The 15,971-nt window shown below is 53.7% G+C and carries 17 protein-coding genes; 13 read left to right on the top strand and 4 right to left on the bottom strand.

All coding sequences use genetic code 11. The features are described 5' to 3' along the window. Positions 1-29 precede the first annotated feature (29 nt). Positions 30-1,100 carry a 7-bladed beta-propeller protein YncE gene (gene yncE / locus OGV77_RS11590; protein WP_087051758.1) on the bottom strand — a complete coding sequence of 357 codons (1,071 nt, stop codon included), beginning with the start codon at positions 1,098-1,100 and terminating at the stop codon, positions 30-32. Between the two features lie 198 nt (positions 1,101-1,298). Then, positions 1,299-1,826 carry an inorganic diphosphatase gene (ppa, locus tag OGV77_RS11585; protein ID WP_005134479.1) on the bottom strand — a complete coding sequence of 176 codons (528 nt, stop codon included), beginning with the start codon at positions 1,824-1,826 and terminating at the stop codon, positions 1,299-1,301. Positions 1,827-2,135: 309 nt separating this feature from the next. Here ppa and ytfQ point away from each other — a divergent pair, with 309 nt between their 5' ends. The 5 genes from ytfQ (at position 2,136) to OGV77_RS11560 (ending at position 7,938) form a co-directional block, all read left to right on the top strand. After that, positions 2,136-3,092, top strand: coding sequence for a galactofuranose ABC transporter substrate-binding protein YtfQ (gene ytfQ / locus OGV77_RS11580; protein WP_008786033.1), 957 nt, complete (start codon positions 2,136-2,138; stop codon positions 3,090-3,092). Positions 3,093-3,195: 103 nt separating this feature from the next. Next, positions 3,196-4,698 (top strand): galactofuranose ABC transporter, ATP-binding protein YtfR, encoded by a 1,503-nt coding sequence (gene ytfR / locus OGV77_RS11575; protein ID WP_043018210.1) that lies wholly within the window; start codon positions 3,196-3,198, stop codon positions 4,696-4,698. A gap of 13 nt (positions 4,699-4,711) precedes the next feature. Beyond that, complete coding sequence (gene ytfT, locus OGV77_RS11570) at positions 4,712-5,734, top strand: galactofuranose ABC transporter, ATP-binding protein YtfT (protein WP_286502662.1); 1,023 nt, start codon at positions 4,712-4,714, stop codon at positions 5,732-5,734. Then, entirely contained in the window at positions 5,721-6,722 is a 1,002-nt protein-coding gene (gene yjfF / locus OGV77_RS11565; protein ID WP_087051759.1) for a galactofuranose ABC transporter, permease protein YjfF, read from the top strand. Before ytfT ends, yjfF begins: the two co-directional genes overlap by 14 nt. Positions 6,723-6,825: 103 nt before the next feature. Next, on the top strand, positions 6,826-7,938 hold the full coding sequence (locus tag OGV77_RS11560) for a methyl-accepting chemotaxis protein (protein WP_080754149.1): 1,113 nt from the start codon (positions 6,826-6,828) through the stop codon (positions 7,936-7,938). A gap of 125 nt (positions 7,939-8,063) precedes the next feature. Here the strand turns inward: OGV77_RS11560 and fbp are convergent, their stop codons facing one another. Then, the gene (gene fbp, locus OGV77_RS11555; RefSeq protein ID WP_016155536.1) at positions 8,064-9,062 is read right to left on the bottom strand and encodes a class 1 fructose-bisphosphatase; all 999 of its coding nucleotides are present in this window, start codon (positions 9,060-9,062) and stop codon (positions 8,064-8,066) included. Between the two features lie 175 nt (positions 9,063-9,237). On the opposite strand from fbp, the gene mpl reads away from it, so the two are divergent. Then, positions 9,238-10,614: a UDP-N-acetylmuramate:L-alanyl-gamma-D-glutamyl-meso-diaminopimelate ligase gene (gene mpl, locus OGV77_RS11550; protein ID WP_003830388.1), complete on the top strand. Its 1,377-nt coding sequence runs from the start codon at positions 9,238-9,240 to the stop codon at positions 10,612-10,614. Positions 10,615-10,713: 99 nt separating this feature from the next. On the opposite strand, the gene yjgA is transcribed toward mpl, so the two are convergent. Further along, positions 10,714-11,265 carry a ribosome biogenesis factor YjgA gene (gene yjgA, locus OGV77_RS11545; protein ID WP_087051760.1) on the bottom strand — a complete coding sequence of 184 codons (552 nt, stop codon included), beginning with the start codon at positions 11,263-11,265 and terminating at the stop codon, positions 10,714-10,716. A 95-nt stretch (positions 11,266-11,360) separates the two neighbouring features. On the opposite strand from yjgA, the gene pmbA reads away from it, so the two are divergent. The 7 genes from pmbA to OGV77_RS11510 all read left to right on the top strand — a co-directional run bounded on the left by pmbA (position 11,361) and on the right by OGV77_RS11510 (position 15,952). Further along, the gene (pmbA, locus tag OGV77_RS11540; RefSeq protein ID WP_043018213.1) at positions 11,361-12,713 is read left to right on the top strand and encodes a metalloprotease PmbA; all 1,353 of its coding nucleotides are present in this window, start codon (positions 11,361-11,363) and stop codon (positions 12,711-12,713) included. Between the two features lie 83 nt (positions 12,714-12,796). Further along, positions 12,797-13,183 carry a cytochrome b562 gene (gene cybC, locus OGV77_RS11535; protein WP_043018214.1) on the top strand — a complete coding sequence of 129 codons (387 nt, stop codon included), beginning with the start codon at positions 12,797-12,799 and terminating at the stop codon, positions 13,181-13,183. Between the two features lie 330 nt (positions 13,184-13,513). After that, the gene (locus tag OGV77_RS11530) at positions 13,514-13,822 is read left to right on the top strand and encodes a glycine dehydrogenase (RefSeq protein WP_087051761.1); all 309 of its coding nucleotides are present in this window, start codon (positions 13,514-13,516) and stop codon (positions 13,820-13,822) included. Positions 13,823-13,832: 10 nt separating this feature from the next. Then, complete coding sequence (locus tag OGV77_RS11525; RefSeq protein WP_003830384.1) at positions 13,833-14,195, top strand: SFCGS family glycine-rich protein; 363 nt, start codon at positions 13,833-13,835, stop codon at positions 14,193-14,195. Positions 14,196-14,197: 2 nt separating this feature from the next. Beyond that, positions 14,198-14,497 (top strand): DUF4312 family protein, encoded by a 300-nt coding sequence (locus tag OGV77_RS11520; protein ID WP_016151468.1) that lies wholly within the window; start codon positions 14,198-14,200, stop codon positions 14,495-14,497. Positions 14,498-14,519: 22 nt separating this feature from the next. Beyond that, positions 14,520-15,296, top strand: a complete 777-nt coding sequence (locus OGV77_RS11515) for a DUF4311 domain-containing protein (RefSeq protein ID WP_043018215.1) — start codon at positions 14,520-14,522, stop codon at positions 15,294-15,296. Between the two features lie 11 nt (positions 15,297-15,307). Beyond that, on the top strand, positions 15,308-15,952 hold the full coding sequence (locus OGV77_RS11510) for a DUF4310 family protein (RefSeq protein ID WP_043018216.1): 645 nt from the start codon (positions 15,308-15,310) through the stop codon (positions 15,950-15,952). Positions 15,953-15,971 lie beyond the last annotated feature (19 nt).

Genomic DNA, 15,971 nt, shown 5'->3' with positions numbered 1-15,971 from the left:
CTGCAAGGTGTAAGAAGCGTTTTTAATTATTAATATTTAGAGAGATCGATTTTCAGTACGTAGTCGGGCTTCACACCGGTCATTTTTTCCGGCTGTTTGACGCTGATATACAGGGTGTTGGCATCAGCCGAGAGCGCCAGGCTGTTAGGTAGGGCATTGGTTTCAATGCTTTGTTTTACCTGATAAGTCTTGCTGTCCACAATGCTGATGCGCTTTGCATTACGGTGGGTGATATAAACTTCCTGGCGTTTTTCGTTATATATCACCGCCAGCGAATTGATAACTTTAATGGGTGCAATAACCTTACCGTTATTAATATCAACAACCAGTACATCCGCTAAATCAGGATCGGTCAGGAATGCGCGATTATTTTTTGCATCCAAAGCAATATTCAGGAAAAAATGTTTTTTGCCTGGCTCAATGCTGAAACGGCTAATAATTTGATGGTTGGTGGTATCCAGTGTAATAAGTTCGTTACGGCCATTTACGACATACAGACGGTTCTTATTTGCATCGACGGCCATGCCTGTCGGGTACTGGCCCATGTTTTCAAGGGTGGCGATTTTCTCACGCTTTTGCGTATCCACTACCCAGACAATCCCCTTTTCAGCCACGCCGGAAACGTACAGGCGGTGATGCTGTTTGTCGAGCACCATTTCACGGGTATGGATAATATCTTTCGGATTTTTGGCTTCGCTCAGTTGCAGTATCGCCAGCTCTTTACCGCTGCGGGTGTCGATTAGCGTGACTGAACCTTCCAGCGTGTTGCCCACGTACAGCACCTGGCTTTCTTCATCCAGGGCAGTGGCAAAGGCACGACGGCTGGTTTCGATGACTTCAGTCGTCGTGAGCTTCTCCAGGTCAAGTTTGTAGATAAGCCCGCGGGTTTTATCTTTATCGAACGACGGCGAGGAGGCGGCAAAAAGCGCATTCTGCTGACTATCAACCGCCAGTTCATACACGCCGTTACCGACGTCGCGGGTCAGAAAATCTTTCTCAGGTAGCGTCTCCGCCACACTGGACAGGCTGGTAAATAACAGTGCTGTGGCGAGCGCCACACAGGAATAGCGTTTCAGGGACTTCACATTGTGGAGGTTCATTGACTTTTATTCACATTTATTTACATGCTGAAGATGATAATGAGATCTAATCTCATTCGCAATTAAGATAAATGAAATGTGACTACCCAATCTGGTAGGTCAAAAAGAAAACAGCGAAGGGGAGGTGAAAAGAAAGTAGGAATTAAAAAACCCTTACTAACCAGAGGCTGGCGTTCAGGGCTATACGCTAACGCGAACTTACTTCTTCGCGCGCTCGAAGGAAGCAACGATTTCAGCTTTAGCAGCTTCAGCGTTGTCCCAACCGTCAACTTTTACCCATTTGCCCGCTTCGAGATCTTTGTAGTGCTCAAAGAAGTGGGTGATCTGCGCTTTCAGCAGGTCCGGCAGGTCGTTCACATCTTTGATGTGATCGTATTCTTTGCTCAGCTTGGTGTGCGGTACCGCAACCAGTTTCGCATCTTCACCGGATTCGTCAGTCATTTTCAGTACGCCAACCGGACGGCAGCGGATCACTGAACCTGGCTCCAGCGGGTACGGAGTCGGGACCAGAACGTCAACCGGGTCACCGTCCAGAGACAGGGTGTGGTTGATGTAACCGTAGTTGCACGGATAGAACATCGCGGTGGACATGAAGCGGTCAACGAACAGGGCGCCGCTCTCTTTGTCAACTTCGTATTTGATCGGATCTGCGTTGGCAGGGATCTCGATAACAACGTAGATATCTTCCGGCAGGTCTTTACCGGCAGGGACGTTGAGTAAGCTCATGTCTGTTTCCTTTAAATAAGCTATGGCAAACAAGTGGCGGGTATTATAGCCAACTCGCGCTGAATGTCTCCGCTTGTTTTCGCTTTCTCTGCGCGCATTTTCTTCTTTTTACTTCTCTGTAGTGACAGAAAAATCCATATCTTCAGCCGCATTTTTCATAGCTAGATGAAAGCGATTACAAAGTTGTGATTAACGTTTTATTTACTTTTTTGAAGTGTGATGTAACGCAATCCGTTACATGCTCAATTGTCTATAGTTTTTTCGCAACGGTTAATTAACCAACAATAATCACCCTACGAGGATGCACTTATGTGGAAGCGCTTACTTTTAGTCACAGCAGTTTCGGCAGCCATGTCGTCTATGGCAATGGCAGCCCCTTTAACCGTAGGATTTTCGCAGGTTGGCTCTGAATCCGGCTGGCGCGCCGCAGAAACCAACGTCGCGAAAAGCGAGGCCGAAAAGCGTGGTATTACGCTGAAAATCGCTGACGGCCAGCAAAAGCAGGAAAACCAGATTAAAGCAGTCCGCTCATTTGTTGCGCAGGGCGTCGACGCCATCTTTATTGCGCCGGTCGTGGCAACGGGTTGGGAGCCGGTTTTAAAAGAAGCTAAAGATGCCGACATTCCGGTCTTTTTGCTCGATCGTTCCATCGATGTAAAAGACAAATCTCTCTATATGACCACCGTCACCGCCGACAACGTGCTGGAAGGTAAATTGATCGGTGACTGGCTGATTAAACAAGTGGACGGCAAGCCGTGTAACGTCGTTGAGCTGCAAGGGACCGTCGGGGCCAGCGTGGCTATCGATCGTAAAAAAGGGTTTGCTGAAGCTATCGCTAATGCGCCAAACATCAAAATTATCCGCTCTCAGTCCGGCGACTTTACCCGCAGTAAAGGGAAAGAAGTGATGGAGAGCTTTATCAAAGCGGAAAACAACGGCAAGAACATCTGCATGGTTTACGCCCACAATGATGACATGGTGATCGGTGCGATTCAGGCGATCAAAGAAGCGGGCCTGAAACCTGGCAAAGATATTCTCACCGGTTCCATCGATGGCGTACCGGATATCTACAAAGCGATGATTGACGGCGAAGCCAACGCCAGCGTCGAGCTGACGCCGAATATGGCTGGTCCGGCATTCGACGCGCTGGAGAAATTCAAAAAAGACGGCACGATGCCTGAGAAGCTGACCATTACCAAGTCGATCCTCTATTTGCCGGATACGGCGAAAGAAGAGTTAGAGAAGAAGAAAAACATGGGCTACTAAGCCTTCATGAAAATGCCGGGTGCGCTGCGCTTGCCCGGCCTACATTACGCTCTTTTGTAGGCCGGATAAGCGTAGCGCCATCCGGCGTGATGCAGGGGGAACCATGACCACCGACCAATATCAGGAAATCCTCCGCACCGAAGGATTAAGCAAATTCTTTCCCGGCGTCAAAGCGTTGGATAACGTGGATTTCAGCTTGCGTCGTGGCGAGATTATGGCGCTGCTGGGAGAAAACGGAGCCGGCAAATCGACGCTCATCAAAGCGCTGACCGGTGTTTACCATGCCGATCGCGGTACTATCTGGCTCGAAGGCCAACCGATCTCCCCCAAAAACACCGCCCATGCCCAGCAACTGGGGATTGGCACCGTGTACCAGGAAGTGAACCTGCTGCCCAATATGTCGGTAGCGGATAACTTATTTATTGGCCGTGAGCCGCGGCGTTTTGGCCTGCTTCAGCGCAAGCAGATGGAAAAACGCGCGACGGAGCTGATGGCGTCATACGGTTTTTCCCTCGACGTACGCGAACCGCTGAACCGTTTTTCCGTGGCGATGCAACAGATCGTCGCCATCTGCCGGGCGATCGATCTCTCCGCGAAAGTGCTGATCCTCGATGAACCTACCGCCAGCCTCGATACCCAGGAAGTTGAAATGCTGTTCGGCCTGATGCGACATCTGCGCGATCGGGGCGTCAGTCTGATCTTCGTCACCCACTTCCTCGATCAGGTTTATCAGGTCAGCGATCGCATTACCGTTCTGCGTAACGGCGGCTTCGTTGGCTGCCGTGAAACCCGGGAATTACCGCAAATCGAACTGGTCAAAATGATGCTGGGCCGCGAACTGGACACCCATGCGCTACAGCGTGCGGGACGCACCTTGCTGAGTGATAAACCGGTGGCGGCATTTAGCGGCTTTGGCAAGAAAGGCACCATCGCGCCGTTTGATTTGCAGGTGCGTCCCGGTGAGATCGTCGGTCTCGCCGGACTACTGGGATCCGGGCGAACGGAAACGGCGGAGGTGATCTTCGGTATTAAACCCGCCGACAGCGGCACTGCGCTGATCAAAGGCAAACCTCAGACCTTACGATCGCCGCATCAGGCTTCGTGTCTGGGGATCGGTTTCTGTCCGGAGGATCGTAAAACGGATGGCATTATCGCCGCCGCTTCGGTGCGGGAAAACATTATTCTGGCGTTGCAGGCGCAGCGCGGCTGGCTGCGACCTGTATCACGGAAAGAACAAAACGAGATTGCAGAGCGTTTTATTCGCCAGCTTGGTATTCGCACCCCCAACGCTGAACAGCCGATCGAATTTCTCTCCGGCGGCAATCAGCAAAAAGTATTGCTCTCGCGCTGGTTATTGACCAAACCGCAGTTCCTGATCCTCGATGAACCCACGCGCGGGATCGACGTTGGCGCGCATGCGGAGATCATCCGCCTGATCGAAACGCTGTGCGCGGATGGTCTGGCGCTGCTGGTGATTTCATCCGAACTGGAAGAGTTAGTGGGCTATGCCGATCGGGTCATTATTATGCGCGACCGCAAACAGGTGGCTGAGATCCCACTGGCTGAACTGTCCGTACCGGCGATCATGAATGCCATTGCGGCCTAAGGAGACTATGGTGATGCCTCAATCTCTCCCTCAATCCAATCCACCTAAACGGCGGTTCCGTTGGCCAAAGGGGATGCCGCAACTGGTGGCGTTGCTGCTGGTGCTGCTGGTGGATAGCCTGGTCGCGGCGCACTTCTACCAGGTGATTTTGCAGGATGGTCGGCTGTTCGGCAGCCCGATTGATATTCTCAACCGCGCCGCGCCCGTGGCGCTGTTGGCGATTGGTATGACGCTGGTGATTGCCACCGGCGGTATCGACCTTTCCGTGGGCGCCGTCATGGCTATTGCCGGCGCGACGACTGCGGCGATGACGGTGGCCGGGCACAGTCTACCTGTGGTGCTGCTTGCCGCCTTAGGCTCCGGCATTCTGGCGGGATTGTGGAACGGAATTCTGGTGGCCATCCTCAAGATCCAACCCTTCGTCGCTACGCTTATTCTGATGGTGGCCGGGCGTGGAGTGGCGCAGCTCATCACTTCCGGGCAGATCGTCACCTTCAACTCGCCAGAACTTTCATGGTTTGGCAGCGGCTCGCTGTTACTGTTCCCCACGCCGGTAATTATTGCACTGCTCACGCTGGTGGTGTTCTGGCTGCTGACGCGGAAAACGGCGCTGGGTATGTTTATAGAAGCGGTGGGCATCAACATTCGTGCGGCAAAAAATGCCGGGGTGAACACTCGCATTATCGTGATGCTCACCTATGTGCTGAGCGGCCTGTGCGCGGCTATCGCTGGCATTATCGTCACGGCGGATATCCGCGGGGCAGACGCCAATAACGCCGGATTGTGGCTGGAGCTGGATGCCATTCTCGCGGTGGTTATCGGCGGCGGCTCGCTGATGGGCGGGCGCTTTAACCTGCTGCTGTCGGTGATCGGCGCGTTGATTATTCAGGGCATGAACACCGGGATTTTACTGTCGGGCTTCCAGCCGGAACTGAATCAGGTGGTCAAAGCCGTGGTGGTGTTGTGTGTGCTGGTCGTGCAATCACAACGCTTTATCAGCCTGATAAAAGGAGTGCGTGGTCATGATAAAACGTAATTTACCGCTGATGATCACCCTCGGCGTGTTTGTGTTGGGCTACCTTTACTGCCTGACGCAGTTTCCCGCTTTTGCTTCCACCCGGGTAATCTGCAATATTCTGACCGATAACGCTTTTTTAGGCATTATCGCCGTCGGCATGACCTTCGTGATTCTCTCTGGCGGGATCGACCTTTCCGTTGGCTCGGTGATCGCGTTTACCGGCGTATTTCTGGCGAAAGCCATCGGCTACTGGGGCATTTCCCCGCTGCTGGCGTTCCCTTTGGTTTTGCTGATGGGCTGCGCGTTTGGCGCGTTTATGGGGTTACTGATTGATGCGCTGAAGATCCCAGCATTCATCATTACTCTGGCGGGAATGTTCTTCCTGCGCGGCGTCAGTTATCTGGTCTCAGAAGAATCCATCCCGATTAACCATCCGGTTTATGACACGCTCTCAAGCCTGGCATGGAAAATTCCCGGCGGTGGTCGCCTGAGCGCGATGGGATTGCTGATGCTGGCGGTTGTCGTCATTGGCATATTCCTGGCGCACCGTACGCGCTTTGGTAATCAGGTTTACGCGATTGGCGGCAACGCCACCTCTGCCAACCTGATGGGCATCTCAACCCGCAGCACCACCATTCGTATCTATATGCTGTCTACCGGGCTTGCCACACTTGCCGGCATTGTTTTTTCCATTTATACCCAGGCGGGCTATGCGCTGGCGGGCGTTGGCGTCGAGCTGGATGCGATTGCCTCGGTGGTGATTGGCGGAACGCTGCTGAGTGGCGGGGTCGGGACGGTATTAGGCACGTTGTTTGGCGTCGCCATTCAAGGACTGATTCAGACCTACATTAATTTTGACGGCACATTAAGTTCCTGGTGGACGAAGATCGCGATTGGTATTTTGTTGTTTATTTTTATTGCCTTACAGCGCGGCCTGACGGTGCTTTGGGAAAACCGTCAAAGCTCGCCAGTTACCCGAATAGGTACGGCGGCAACACCAAAGTAACATCCTGATTTTTCACAAAACATTTAAATATCTAAACTTTTTCCGGTTGTAGTCGATAGGTTCTGTACAGGTCTGTTTTAACCCTACAACCGGAAATATAACAATGCCAAAATCCCTTTCAATTCGATCAAGTTTGTTGGTGTTATTGTCTCTGCTGACGTTCCTTCTGTTACTGACCGGCGGAATGGGGCTATATGCCTCTACTCGTATCATTACTTCATTGATTTACCACGGTATTATGAGCGCAGCGATGCTGGCGGCTATCGCATTGCTGGCGGTTATTTGGTTTATGCTGCGAAATAAGTTCCTCAAACCGCTGGATAACATAGTTGAGCAACTGGAACGTCTGGCGACGGGAGATTTATCGTCGGTTGCTGCGCTGTCGGCCAGCGCCGAATTCAACCGCCTGAACGCAGCGATGGATGAAATGCGCCATGCGCTGGGCGACTCGGTACAACGCGTACGTGATGCCAGCTCGCAAATTGATATTGGCAGTCGTGAACTGACGGCCGGGAACCAGCATCTGGCACAACGCACTGAATCGACAGCCACTTCGCTGGAGCAAACCGCCGCCAGTATGGAAGAACTCACGGCGACCGTGAAACAGAATGCGCAGAACGCGGAACAGGCGCATCAGCTGGCAAAATCGGTGTCGGATACCGCCGATCGCGGTAGCGAAATGGTGTGTTATGTGATCGAGAAAATGCGCGATATTTCCGGTAGTTCCAGCCGAATCGCCGACATCCTCAGCGTAATCGACGGTATTGCTTTCCAGACCAATATCCTGGCGCTCAATGCTTCCGTTGAAGCGGCGCGCGCCGGTGAGCAGGGGCGGGGCTTTGCGGTCGTCGCTGGTGAAGTGCGTAATCTGGCCAGCCGCAGCGCCGAGGCGGCCAAAGAGATCCGCACGTTAATCAGCGATTCGCACACCCACGTGGGGGAAGGCAGCGAGCTGGCGCAGCAGGCGGGGGAAACCATGGATGAGATCGCCAATGAAGTGATGCGCATGACCAAACTGATGCGTGAAATTGCCAGCGCCTCCCAGGAACAGAGTCGCGGTATTGAGCAGGTAAATATTGCGGTAATTCAGATGGATGAAACGGCGCAGCAAAATGCGGCGCTGGTACAGCAGTCTTCTGCGGCTACCCGTTCGCTGGAAGAACAGTCTTCAGCGCTAATCGAAGCCATGGCCGTATTTAAACTACAAACAGCCTAACCGAACGATGGATTTTGTAGGCCGGATAAAGGCGTTTACGCCGCCATCCGGCAATATCACCGCATCGTGCCGGATGGCGCTTCGCTTATCCGGCCTACAACGTGCAGTAGACCGGGATATGGCGTTTACGCGTCCGGGAACTCGCGGATAAAGCGTTCTACATCTTCAACCATGTGGTCGTTACCCACGAAGAAGGAGCGGCGCTGGTGCAGGCTTTCCGGGGTGATATCCAGAATGCGTTCTTTACCATCGCTGGCTTTGCCGCCCGCCTGCTCGGCCAGGAAGGCCATCGGGTTGCATTCGTACAGCAGACGCAGCTTGCCTTGCGGGTGGCTGGCGGTGCTTGGGTACAGGTAGATCCCGCCTTTGAGCAGATTGCGATGGAAATCCGCAACCAGAGAGCCAATGTAGCGCGAGGTGTACGGGCGCTGGGTTGACTTATCTTCTTCCTGACAGAATTTAATGTACTTCTTCACACCGTTCGGGAATTTGATGTAGTTGCCTTCGTTAATGGAGTACGTGCTGCCTTTCGCCGGGAAGCGCATACGTTCCTGGCTGAGGCAGAATACGCCCAGAGAAGGATCGTAGGTGAAGGCGTGTACACCACAGCCGGTGGTATACACCAGCATGGTGGAAGAACCATAAACAACGTAGCCCGCAGCAACCTGCTTGTTGCCCGGCTGCAGGAAATCCTCTTCCGTGACCGGCGTGCCGACTGGGGTTACGCGGCGATAAATAGAGAAAATCGTACCCACAGAGACGTTAACATCGATGTTGGATGAGCCATCCAGCGGATCCATCAGCACAACATATTTTGCGTGTTCACAGCCTTCGAAGACGACGATTTCATCTTCTTCTTCCGAGGCAATGCCCGCCACAATGTCGCGCGCCTTCAGTGCAGCTTTCAGTTTTTCGTTCGCGAACAGATCGAGTTTTTGCTGAACCTCTCCCTGCACGTTCTCAGCACCGCTGGCACCCAGGATATCGACCAGACCGGCCTTGTTGATATCGCGGTGGATGATCTTGGCGCCCAGCTTTATTGCCGACAACAAAGCAGTGAGTTCACCGGTAGCATGAGAAAACTCGTGCTGCTTTTCGACAATAAATTCACCTAACGTTTTCATAACACTTTCCCTGCAATTTATGTGGAGTAAAGCGACCGCAACAATATTAACAAATATTTCCATTGTTGCGCTTAGGTGAATCGCGCCAGCAAACTACGGAATATCCTGAAATGCGTTTCTCACTTGCCGGACATGTGCGTAAAATGGCCCCCAGATTAAAAAAGGATAGTGACGTATGCGCATTCATATTTTGGGAATTTGTGGCACTTTCATGGGCGGTCTGGCGATGCTGGCGCGCTCGCTCGGTCATGAAGTAACCGGTTCGGACGCCAATGTGTATCCGCCGATGAGTACCTTACTTGAGAAGCAAGGCATTGATTTAATTCAGGGTTATGACGCCAGTCAGCTCGACCCGCAGCCGGACCTGGTGATCATCGGTAATGCCATGACCCGTGGTAATCCGTGCGTGGAAGCGGTGCTGGAAAAGAACATTCCGTACATGTCTGGCCCGCAGTGGCTGCATGACTTTGTATTGCGCGATCGCTGGGTTCTGGCGGTTGCGGGGACGCACGGCAAAACCACCACCGCAGGAATGGCGACCTGGATCCTCGAAGCGTGCGGCTATAAGCCTGGCTTTGTGATCGGCGGCGTTCCGGGCAACTTTGAGGTTTCCGCGCGCCTGGGCGAAAGCGACTTCTTCGTGATTGAAGCGGATGAGTACGACTGCGCGTTCTTCGATAAGCGTTCTAAATTCGTGCATTACTGCCCGCGCACGCTGATCCTCAACAATCTTGAGTTCGATCACGCGGACATCTTTGACGATCTGAAAGCTATTCAGAAACAGTTCCATCACCTGGTGCGCATCGTGCCGGGCCAGGGACGCATCATCTACCCGGAAAACGACATCAATCTGAAACAGACGATGGCGATGGGCTGCTGGAGCGAACAAGAGCTGGTGGGCGAACAAGGTCACTGGCAGGCGAAAAAGCTCACTACCGATGCCTCCGAGTGGGAAGTGTGGCTGGACGGTGAAAAAGTCGGCGAAGTGAAGTGGGGCCTGGTGGGCGAGCACAACATGCACAACGGTTTGATGGCGATTGCAGCCGCGCGTCATGTTGGCGTTGTGCCTGCGGATGCGGCCAATGCGCTGGGCTCGTTCATCAACGCCCGTCGTCGTCTTGAGCTTCGCGGCGAAGCCAATGGCGTGACGGTGTATGACGATTTTGCCCATCACCCGACGGCCATTCTGGCAACGCTTGCGGCGCTGCGCGGTAAAGTGGGTGGCACGGCGCGCATCATCGCGGTGCTGGAACCTCGCTCGAACACCATGAAAATGGGGCTGTGCAAAGATGATCTCGCGCCGTCGTTAGGGCGTGCGGACGAAGTGTTCCTGCTGCAACCGCCGCACATTCCCTGGCAGGTAGCAGAAGTCGCTGAAGCCTGCGTTCAGCCGGCACACTGGAGTGGCGATGTGGATGCACTGGCAGATATGGTGGTGAAAACCGCACAGCCTGGCGACCACATTCTGGTGATGAGCAACGGCGGATTTGGCGGCATCCATCAAAAACTGCTGGATGGTCTGGCGAAGAAAGCTCAGGCAGAAGAAGAGTAAAAAAATGCCCGGTGGCGCTACGCTTACCGGGCCTACAAAGGATCGTAGGCCGGATAAGGTATTTGCACCGCCATCCGGCACTTTCGGCAGACGAAGAGGTTAGGCTTCGTTTTCCGCCAGTTCGCGCAGATACTGGAAGATCTGGCGGGAAGATTTTGGCGGCTTGTTGCCCGCTTTTTCTTTCCTGGCGTTACGCACCAGCGAACGCAGTTGCTGACGGTCGGCGTCAGGCCACAGGTTCATCACTTCTTCGATAGCTTCATCGTTACCGTCAACCATACGGTCACGCAGTTGCTCCAGCTTATGGAAGACAACGACCTGTTGGTTGTGGCGGTTTTTCAGCTTATCCAGCGCCTGACGGATAGGATCAACATCGCGCTGGCGCAACATTTTGCCAATCAGCTGCAGCTGACGGCGGCGACCTTCCATCTTAATACGCTGGGCCAGCTCAATCGCGGCACGTAAATCCGCATCAAGCGGGATTTTATCCAGCGCGTTTTTCCCCAGTTTTACCAGTTCCACACCCAGGTGTTTTAACTCCTCGGCGTCACGTTTTATTTCACTTTTACTGACCCAGATAATTTCATCGTCTTCGTCTTCGATGTCATCACCGGGAACGTCGTCGAGCCAGTCTTCGGGCTGCTTAGTCATGTCAGGCTCCTTAAAAAAAGAGGCTAATGTTACCAGTTAAGATGCGCACTGAAAAACGGTTCTCTGTTAGACTTCAGAGAAACTCTCTCTACATTATGGCATTTGCGATGAAAGTAATCTCACAAGTTGAAGCGCAGCGTAAGATTCTGGAAGAAGCGGTCTCGACGGCACTGGAATTAGCGTCAGGTAAGTCGGATGGCGCGGAAGTCGCTGTAAGCAAGACCACGGGTATTAGCGTCAGCACCCGTTATGGTGAAGTGGAGAACGTAGAATTCAATAGCGATGGCGCGTTGGGGATTACGGTTTATCACCAGAACCGTAAGGGCAGCGCATCGTCCACCGATTTAAGTCCGCAGGCGATTGCCCGTACCGTGCAGGCCGCGCTGGACATTGCACGTTACACTTCGCCGGACCCGTGCGCGGGCGTGGCAGATAAAGACCTGCTGGCCTTTGATGCGCCTGATCTAGACCTGTTCCACCCGGCGGAAGTGTCCCCTGACGAAGCTATCGAACTGGCTGCCCGCGCTGAACAGGCGGCGCTGCAGGCCGATAAGCGTATCACTAACACCGAAGGCGGCAGCTTTAACAGCCACTATGGCATCAAAGTGTTTGGCAACAGCCACGGCATGTTGCAGGGCTACTGCTCCACGCGCCATTCTCTCTCCAGCTGTGTGATCGCGGAAGAAAATGGCGATATGGAGCGTGATTACGCCTACACCATTGGCCGGGCGATGGGCGATCTGCAAACGCCGGAATGGGTGGGGGCAGATTGTGCTCGCCGTACCTTATCTCGCCTGTCTCCGCGTAAGCTGTCCACCATGAAAGCGCCGGTGATTTTCGCCAATGAAGTGGCGACTGGACTGTTCGGACACCTGGTTGGCGCGATCGCCGGTGGTTCGGTGTACCGTAAATCCACCTTCTTGCTGGACTCGCTGGGCAAACAAATTCTGCCGGAATGGCTGACCATTGAAGAACATCCGCACCTGCGCAAAGGGCTGGCGTCTTCACCATTCGACAGCGAAGGCGTACGGACCGAACGCCGCGACATTATTAAAGACGGCGTGTTGACCCAATGGCTGCTGACCAACTATTCCGCACGTAAGCTGGGGCTGAAGAGCACCGGTCATGCAGGTGGGATCCACAACTGGCGAATTCCGGGACAGGGTCTAAGCTTCGAGCAGTTGCTCAAAGAGATGGGCACAGGCCTGGTGGTTACCGAGCTGATGGGACAGGGCGTAAGCGGCATTACCGGCGATTACTCGCGCGGCGCGGCGGGCTTCTGGGTCGAAAACGGCGAAATTCAGTACCCGGTGAGTGAAATTACCATCGCCGGTAACTTAAAAGAGATGTGGCGTAATATTGTGACCGTGGGGAACGATATTGAAACGCGCAGTAATATCCAGTGTGGTTCGGTCTTGTTACCGGAGATGAAAATCGCCGGGCAGTGATACTCGTCATACTTCAAGCTGTGTGAATTATTGAGGGTATCTGGCGTTTGTTTATTTTTTAATAATAAAAAAGGAAGTGAGCAATGCGTAAACACCTGTTAGCGATCGTCGCGGCTTCAACGCTGGTTTTTGGCTCTTCAGCGTTTGCAGCCGATCTCGAAGATGACATGGGGATCCTCAACGATAACCTGAAGATCGTCGAAAAAACGGATAATGCGACTGAACTGAAAGACGCGTTAACCAAAATGCGCGCAGCCGCGCTGGACGCGCAAAAAGGAACGCCGCCGAAGCTGGAAAACAAATCCCCGGACAGCCCGGAGATGAAGGATTTCCGTCACGGTTTTGACACGCTGATCGGCCAGATTGACGGCGCGCTGAAGCTGGCTAACGAAGGTAAAGTCAAAGAGGCGAAAGCCGTTGCGGAAGAGCTGAAAACCACGCGCAACGAAAACCACAAGAAGTTCCGCTAATCTGCGCTTTCCGGCCTGCATAACCGTAGGCCGGACAAGCCATCACGCTACTGCCTCCCATAAGTAAACGCTATCCCCATCACATTTTTTCATTTTTATCGTCCATTCATTGTTCGCATTTCCTTCCATTTTTCTGCTCACTCTTGCGATCTCAATCACATTCTTCCAGTGATAAATCGTGGTCACGGCCCTTTTTGCGGCACGGATCACTATCGCTGCGCGCCTTTCCACTTCGAAGTGGAAAACAACTCGCTACAAACTTTTAACCCCCACCGCTAATTTACCCTCAGAGCCATTAACGGGGTAAGACGAGTGAATAACGGAGCTGTAATGAATGACATGGGGGAATCGGTGGAACTGACCGACCGCATGCTGGCGCAGGTGTATGCCTTGCTGCGTGAACGCCACATTATTCCCAACGCCGTACAGGAACAGATGCTGACGTCGCATGTTCGCGCTATGGCGCACCGCTCGGTAACGGGTGAACCCTTACCAGAAGTCGATGCCAGCTTGTTTGATGAAATATCTGCCGAATCAATGGCGCTTGCCCGCGACGTGGTCGCCGAGTTTGGCAATCTTCCCGAGGAAGAGGCCTGGCTGCTGTCGGTGCATTTCGAAGTCGCGAAAGACAACCTTTAAGGAGCAAAAGATGGAACAGATTACCGTAGTGATTGGCGATCGTCTGGGTAAAGGCCAGAAAGTGGCGGCAGGCGTTGAGAAAGCGGGCGGCCGTGCGGTTGTGGTGCCGGGCGTGGCGGCGGATATGAAGCTGGGTGACGTGATGAAAGCGGAAAACGCCACCTTTGGTATCTCGTTTTGCGGCAGCGGCGGCGCGGGTGCGATTACCGCACAGACCAAATATGGCTACAAGGCGAAATACGGCATGCGTTCGGTCGATGAAGGGGTAACCGCCATTAACGAAGGCTGCAATGTGCTGGGGTTTGGCTTTATGGACAAAGAAGAGCTCGGTGAGCGCCTGGTGCAGGCGTGGCAAAAGAAACACGGCGCTTAAGTATGAAAGAACAATTCACCACCACGGTGAGAGTCACTGGCAAGGGCGAGGCCAAAGCGCGCGCCTTTGCCGATGCCCTGAACCACGTTCAGGCGGCGGTGATGAAAGCGTCGCCGCATATCTTACTGCGTATTGAGCCACAGGATGTGCAGGTTGTTCAAGCGCGTGAATCGGTGCGCAAAGAGGCGTTTCTGTTCCTCTTTTTACGCCGGGAAAGACGCACCTTCAGCGTGGAGCTGGACGTGACCGTCAACGTGACTGCCATCAATCTCGACAAGGTGGATTTCGTTACGCAACGCTGATTCTTTATTAAAAGGCATAATTATGTTCCTGATAATATTAATAAAATCGCTCATCATCGGCGGCCTGGTTGGCGTTGGTGTCGGCGCTGGGGCTGCACGCATGTTTCATGCGCCTACCACTCAAGGGATGGGCGCGTTTCGTACTCTGGGAGAACTGAATTCCTGCGAAGGGGATCCGGCTTCTCACTTCTCGTTCGGGCTGGGCTTCTTCTTTAACGCCTGGGCTTCCTCCGTTGCGGCAGGGGCGTTCACGCAGGACGTCGACCATCGCATCATCCCCAACTGGGGCGCCGCCGCGCTGATGATTAAAAATCGTAACGTCGGTGAAACGCTGCACGATCCTAAGCGTATGGCGATTGCCTGCGGCGTTATCGGGATGATTGTCGTGACCTTCCTGAACCTCACGGCGTCATCGGTACCGGAAGCGTTGCAAGTTACTGCCGTCAAGGTGCTGGTGCCCGCGGCTAACCTGCTGGTTAACACCGTGATGCCGGTGATCTTCTGGCTGGCGGCGATTGATGCGGGTAAGAAATCCGGCTTCTGGGCCACCGTCTTTGGCGGCGCGGCGCAGCTGATTATGGGCAACGCCGTCCCGGGGCTGGTCCTTGGCATTCTGATCGGTAAAGGCGTTGAAGAGAGCGGCTGGAACCACGTCACGAAAGTGATGATGGTGGCTATCGTCGCGCTGTTTGTCCTGAGCGGCTTCTTCCGCGGTTTCGACATGAAGATGATCGAATCCTTCCATCTGACCGTGCCTAACTGGCTCGAACTTATCCACAACTCGCTCAGCGGCAAATAACGGAGGCCATCATGGAACAGAATAAAGGTTTTTGGTTCGCTGACTGGTCGTTCCCGATCTTCGTTGGCCTGCTCTCATCCGGCGTGTTTGCCGGAACGCACATGTACTACCTGTACGGTATTGGCGCATTTAACGAAGTGGCTTTTGTGGCGATGCTGAAGGCGGGAATGGACACCGGCTCCTACGGGGCAGTGGCGGCATTTGGCGCAAGTTTCCTGTTTGCCCGCATCATTGAAGGTTCGCTGGTAGGGATTTTGGATATCGGCGGGGCGATTCAGACCGGGGTCGGGTTAGGTGTTCCGGCGCTGTTATTGGGCGCGGGCATTATCTTCCCGGTCGCCAATTTCGCAGCTTCGCTGGTTACCGGTCTGGTGATTGGCCTGGCGATTGGCTACATCATCATTCTGGCGCGTAAGTTCACCATCAACCAGAGCGACTCAACCTACGGTGCGGACGTCATGATGGGGGCTGGTAACGCCTCCGGCCGCTTCCTCGGACCGTTGATTATCCTCAGCGCGATGACGGCTTCTATTCCTATCGGAATCGGTTCTCTGGTGGGCGCGCTGCTGTTTTACCTGTGGCAAAAACCGATTACCGGCGGGGCGATCCTCGGGGCAATGATCCTCGGTTCCCTCTTCCCGATTGCCATAAGCTAACTGTTGATTTGTAGGCCGG

The organism is Citrobacter sp. Ce129 (genome assembly GCF_030334545.1).
Classification (GTDB): Bacteria; Pseudomonadota; Gammaproteobacteria; order Enterobacterales; family Enterobacteriaceae; genus Citrobacter; species Citrobacter europaeus.
This window is presented reverse-complemented; position numbering and strand designations above follow the sequence as displayed.

Coding starts and splice junctions, on each gene's coding strand:
- yjfF (WP_087051759.1), top strand. CDS start 5,721: ATGATAAAACGTAATTTACCGCTGATGATCACCCTCGGCGTGTTTGTG.
- OGV77_RS11515 (WP_043018215.1), top strand. CDS start 14,520: ATGTTCCTGATAATATTAATAAAATCGCTCATCATCGGCGGCCTGGTT.
- mpl (WP_003830388.1), top strand. CDS start 9,238: ATGCGCATTCATATTTTGGGAATTTGTGGCACTTTCATGGGCGGTCTG.
- cybC (WP_043018214.1), top strand. CDS start 12,797: ATGCGTAAACACCTGTTAGCGATCGTCGCGGCTTCAACGCTGGTTTTT.
- fbp (WP_016155536.1), bottom strand. CDS start 9,062: ATGAAAACGTTAGGTGAATTTATTGTCGAAAAGCAGCACGAGTTTTCT.
- OGV77_RS11525 (WP_003830384.1), top strand. CDS start 13,833: ATGGAACAGATTACCGTAGTGATTGGCGATCGTCTGGGTAAAGGCCAG.
- OGV77_RS11530 (WP_087051761.1), top strand. CDS start 13,514: ATGAATGACATGGGGGAATCGGTGGAACTGACCGACCGCATGCTGGCG.
- ytfT (WP_286502662.1), top strand. CDS start 4,712: ATGCCTCAATCTCTCCCTCAATCCAATCCACCTAAACGGCGGTTCCGT.
- OGV77_RS11560 (WP_080754149.1), top strand. CDS start 6,826: ATGCCAAAATCCCTTTCAATTCGATCAAGTTTGTTGGTGTTATTGTCT.
- ytfR (WP_043018210.1), top strand. CDS start 3,196: ATGACCACCGACCAATATCAGGAAATCCTCCGCACCGAAGGATTAAGC.
- yjgA (WP_087051760.1), bottom strand. CDS start 11,265: ATGACTAAGCAGCCCGAAGACTGGCTCGACGACGTTCCCGGTGATGAC.
- ytfQ (WP_008786033.1), top strand. CDS start 2,136: ATGTGGAAGCGCTTACTTTTAGTCACAGCAGTTTCGGCAGCCATGTCG.
- OGV77_RS11520 (WP_016151468.1), top strand. CDS start 14,198: ATGAAAGAACAATTCACCACCACGGTGAGAGTCACTGGCAAGGGCGAG.
- yncE (WP_087051758.1), bottom strand. CDS start 1,100: ATGAACCTCCACAATGTGAAGTCCCTGAAACGCTATTCCTGTGTGGCG.
- pmbA (WP_043018213.1), top strand. CDS start 11,361: ATGGCATTTGCGATGAAAGTAATCTCACAAGTTGAAGCGCAGCGTAAG.
- OGV77_RS11510 (WP_043018216.1), top strand. CDS start 15,308: ATGGAACAGAATAAAGGTTTTTGGTTCGCTGACTGGTCGTTCCCGATC.
- ppa (WP_005134479.1), bottom strand. CDS start 1,826: ATGAGCTTACTCAACGTCCCTGCCGGTAAAGACCTGCCGGAAGATATC.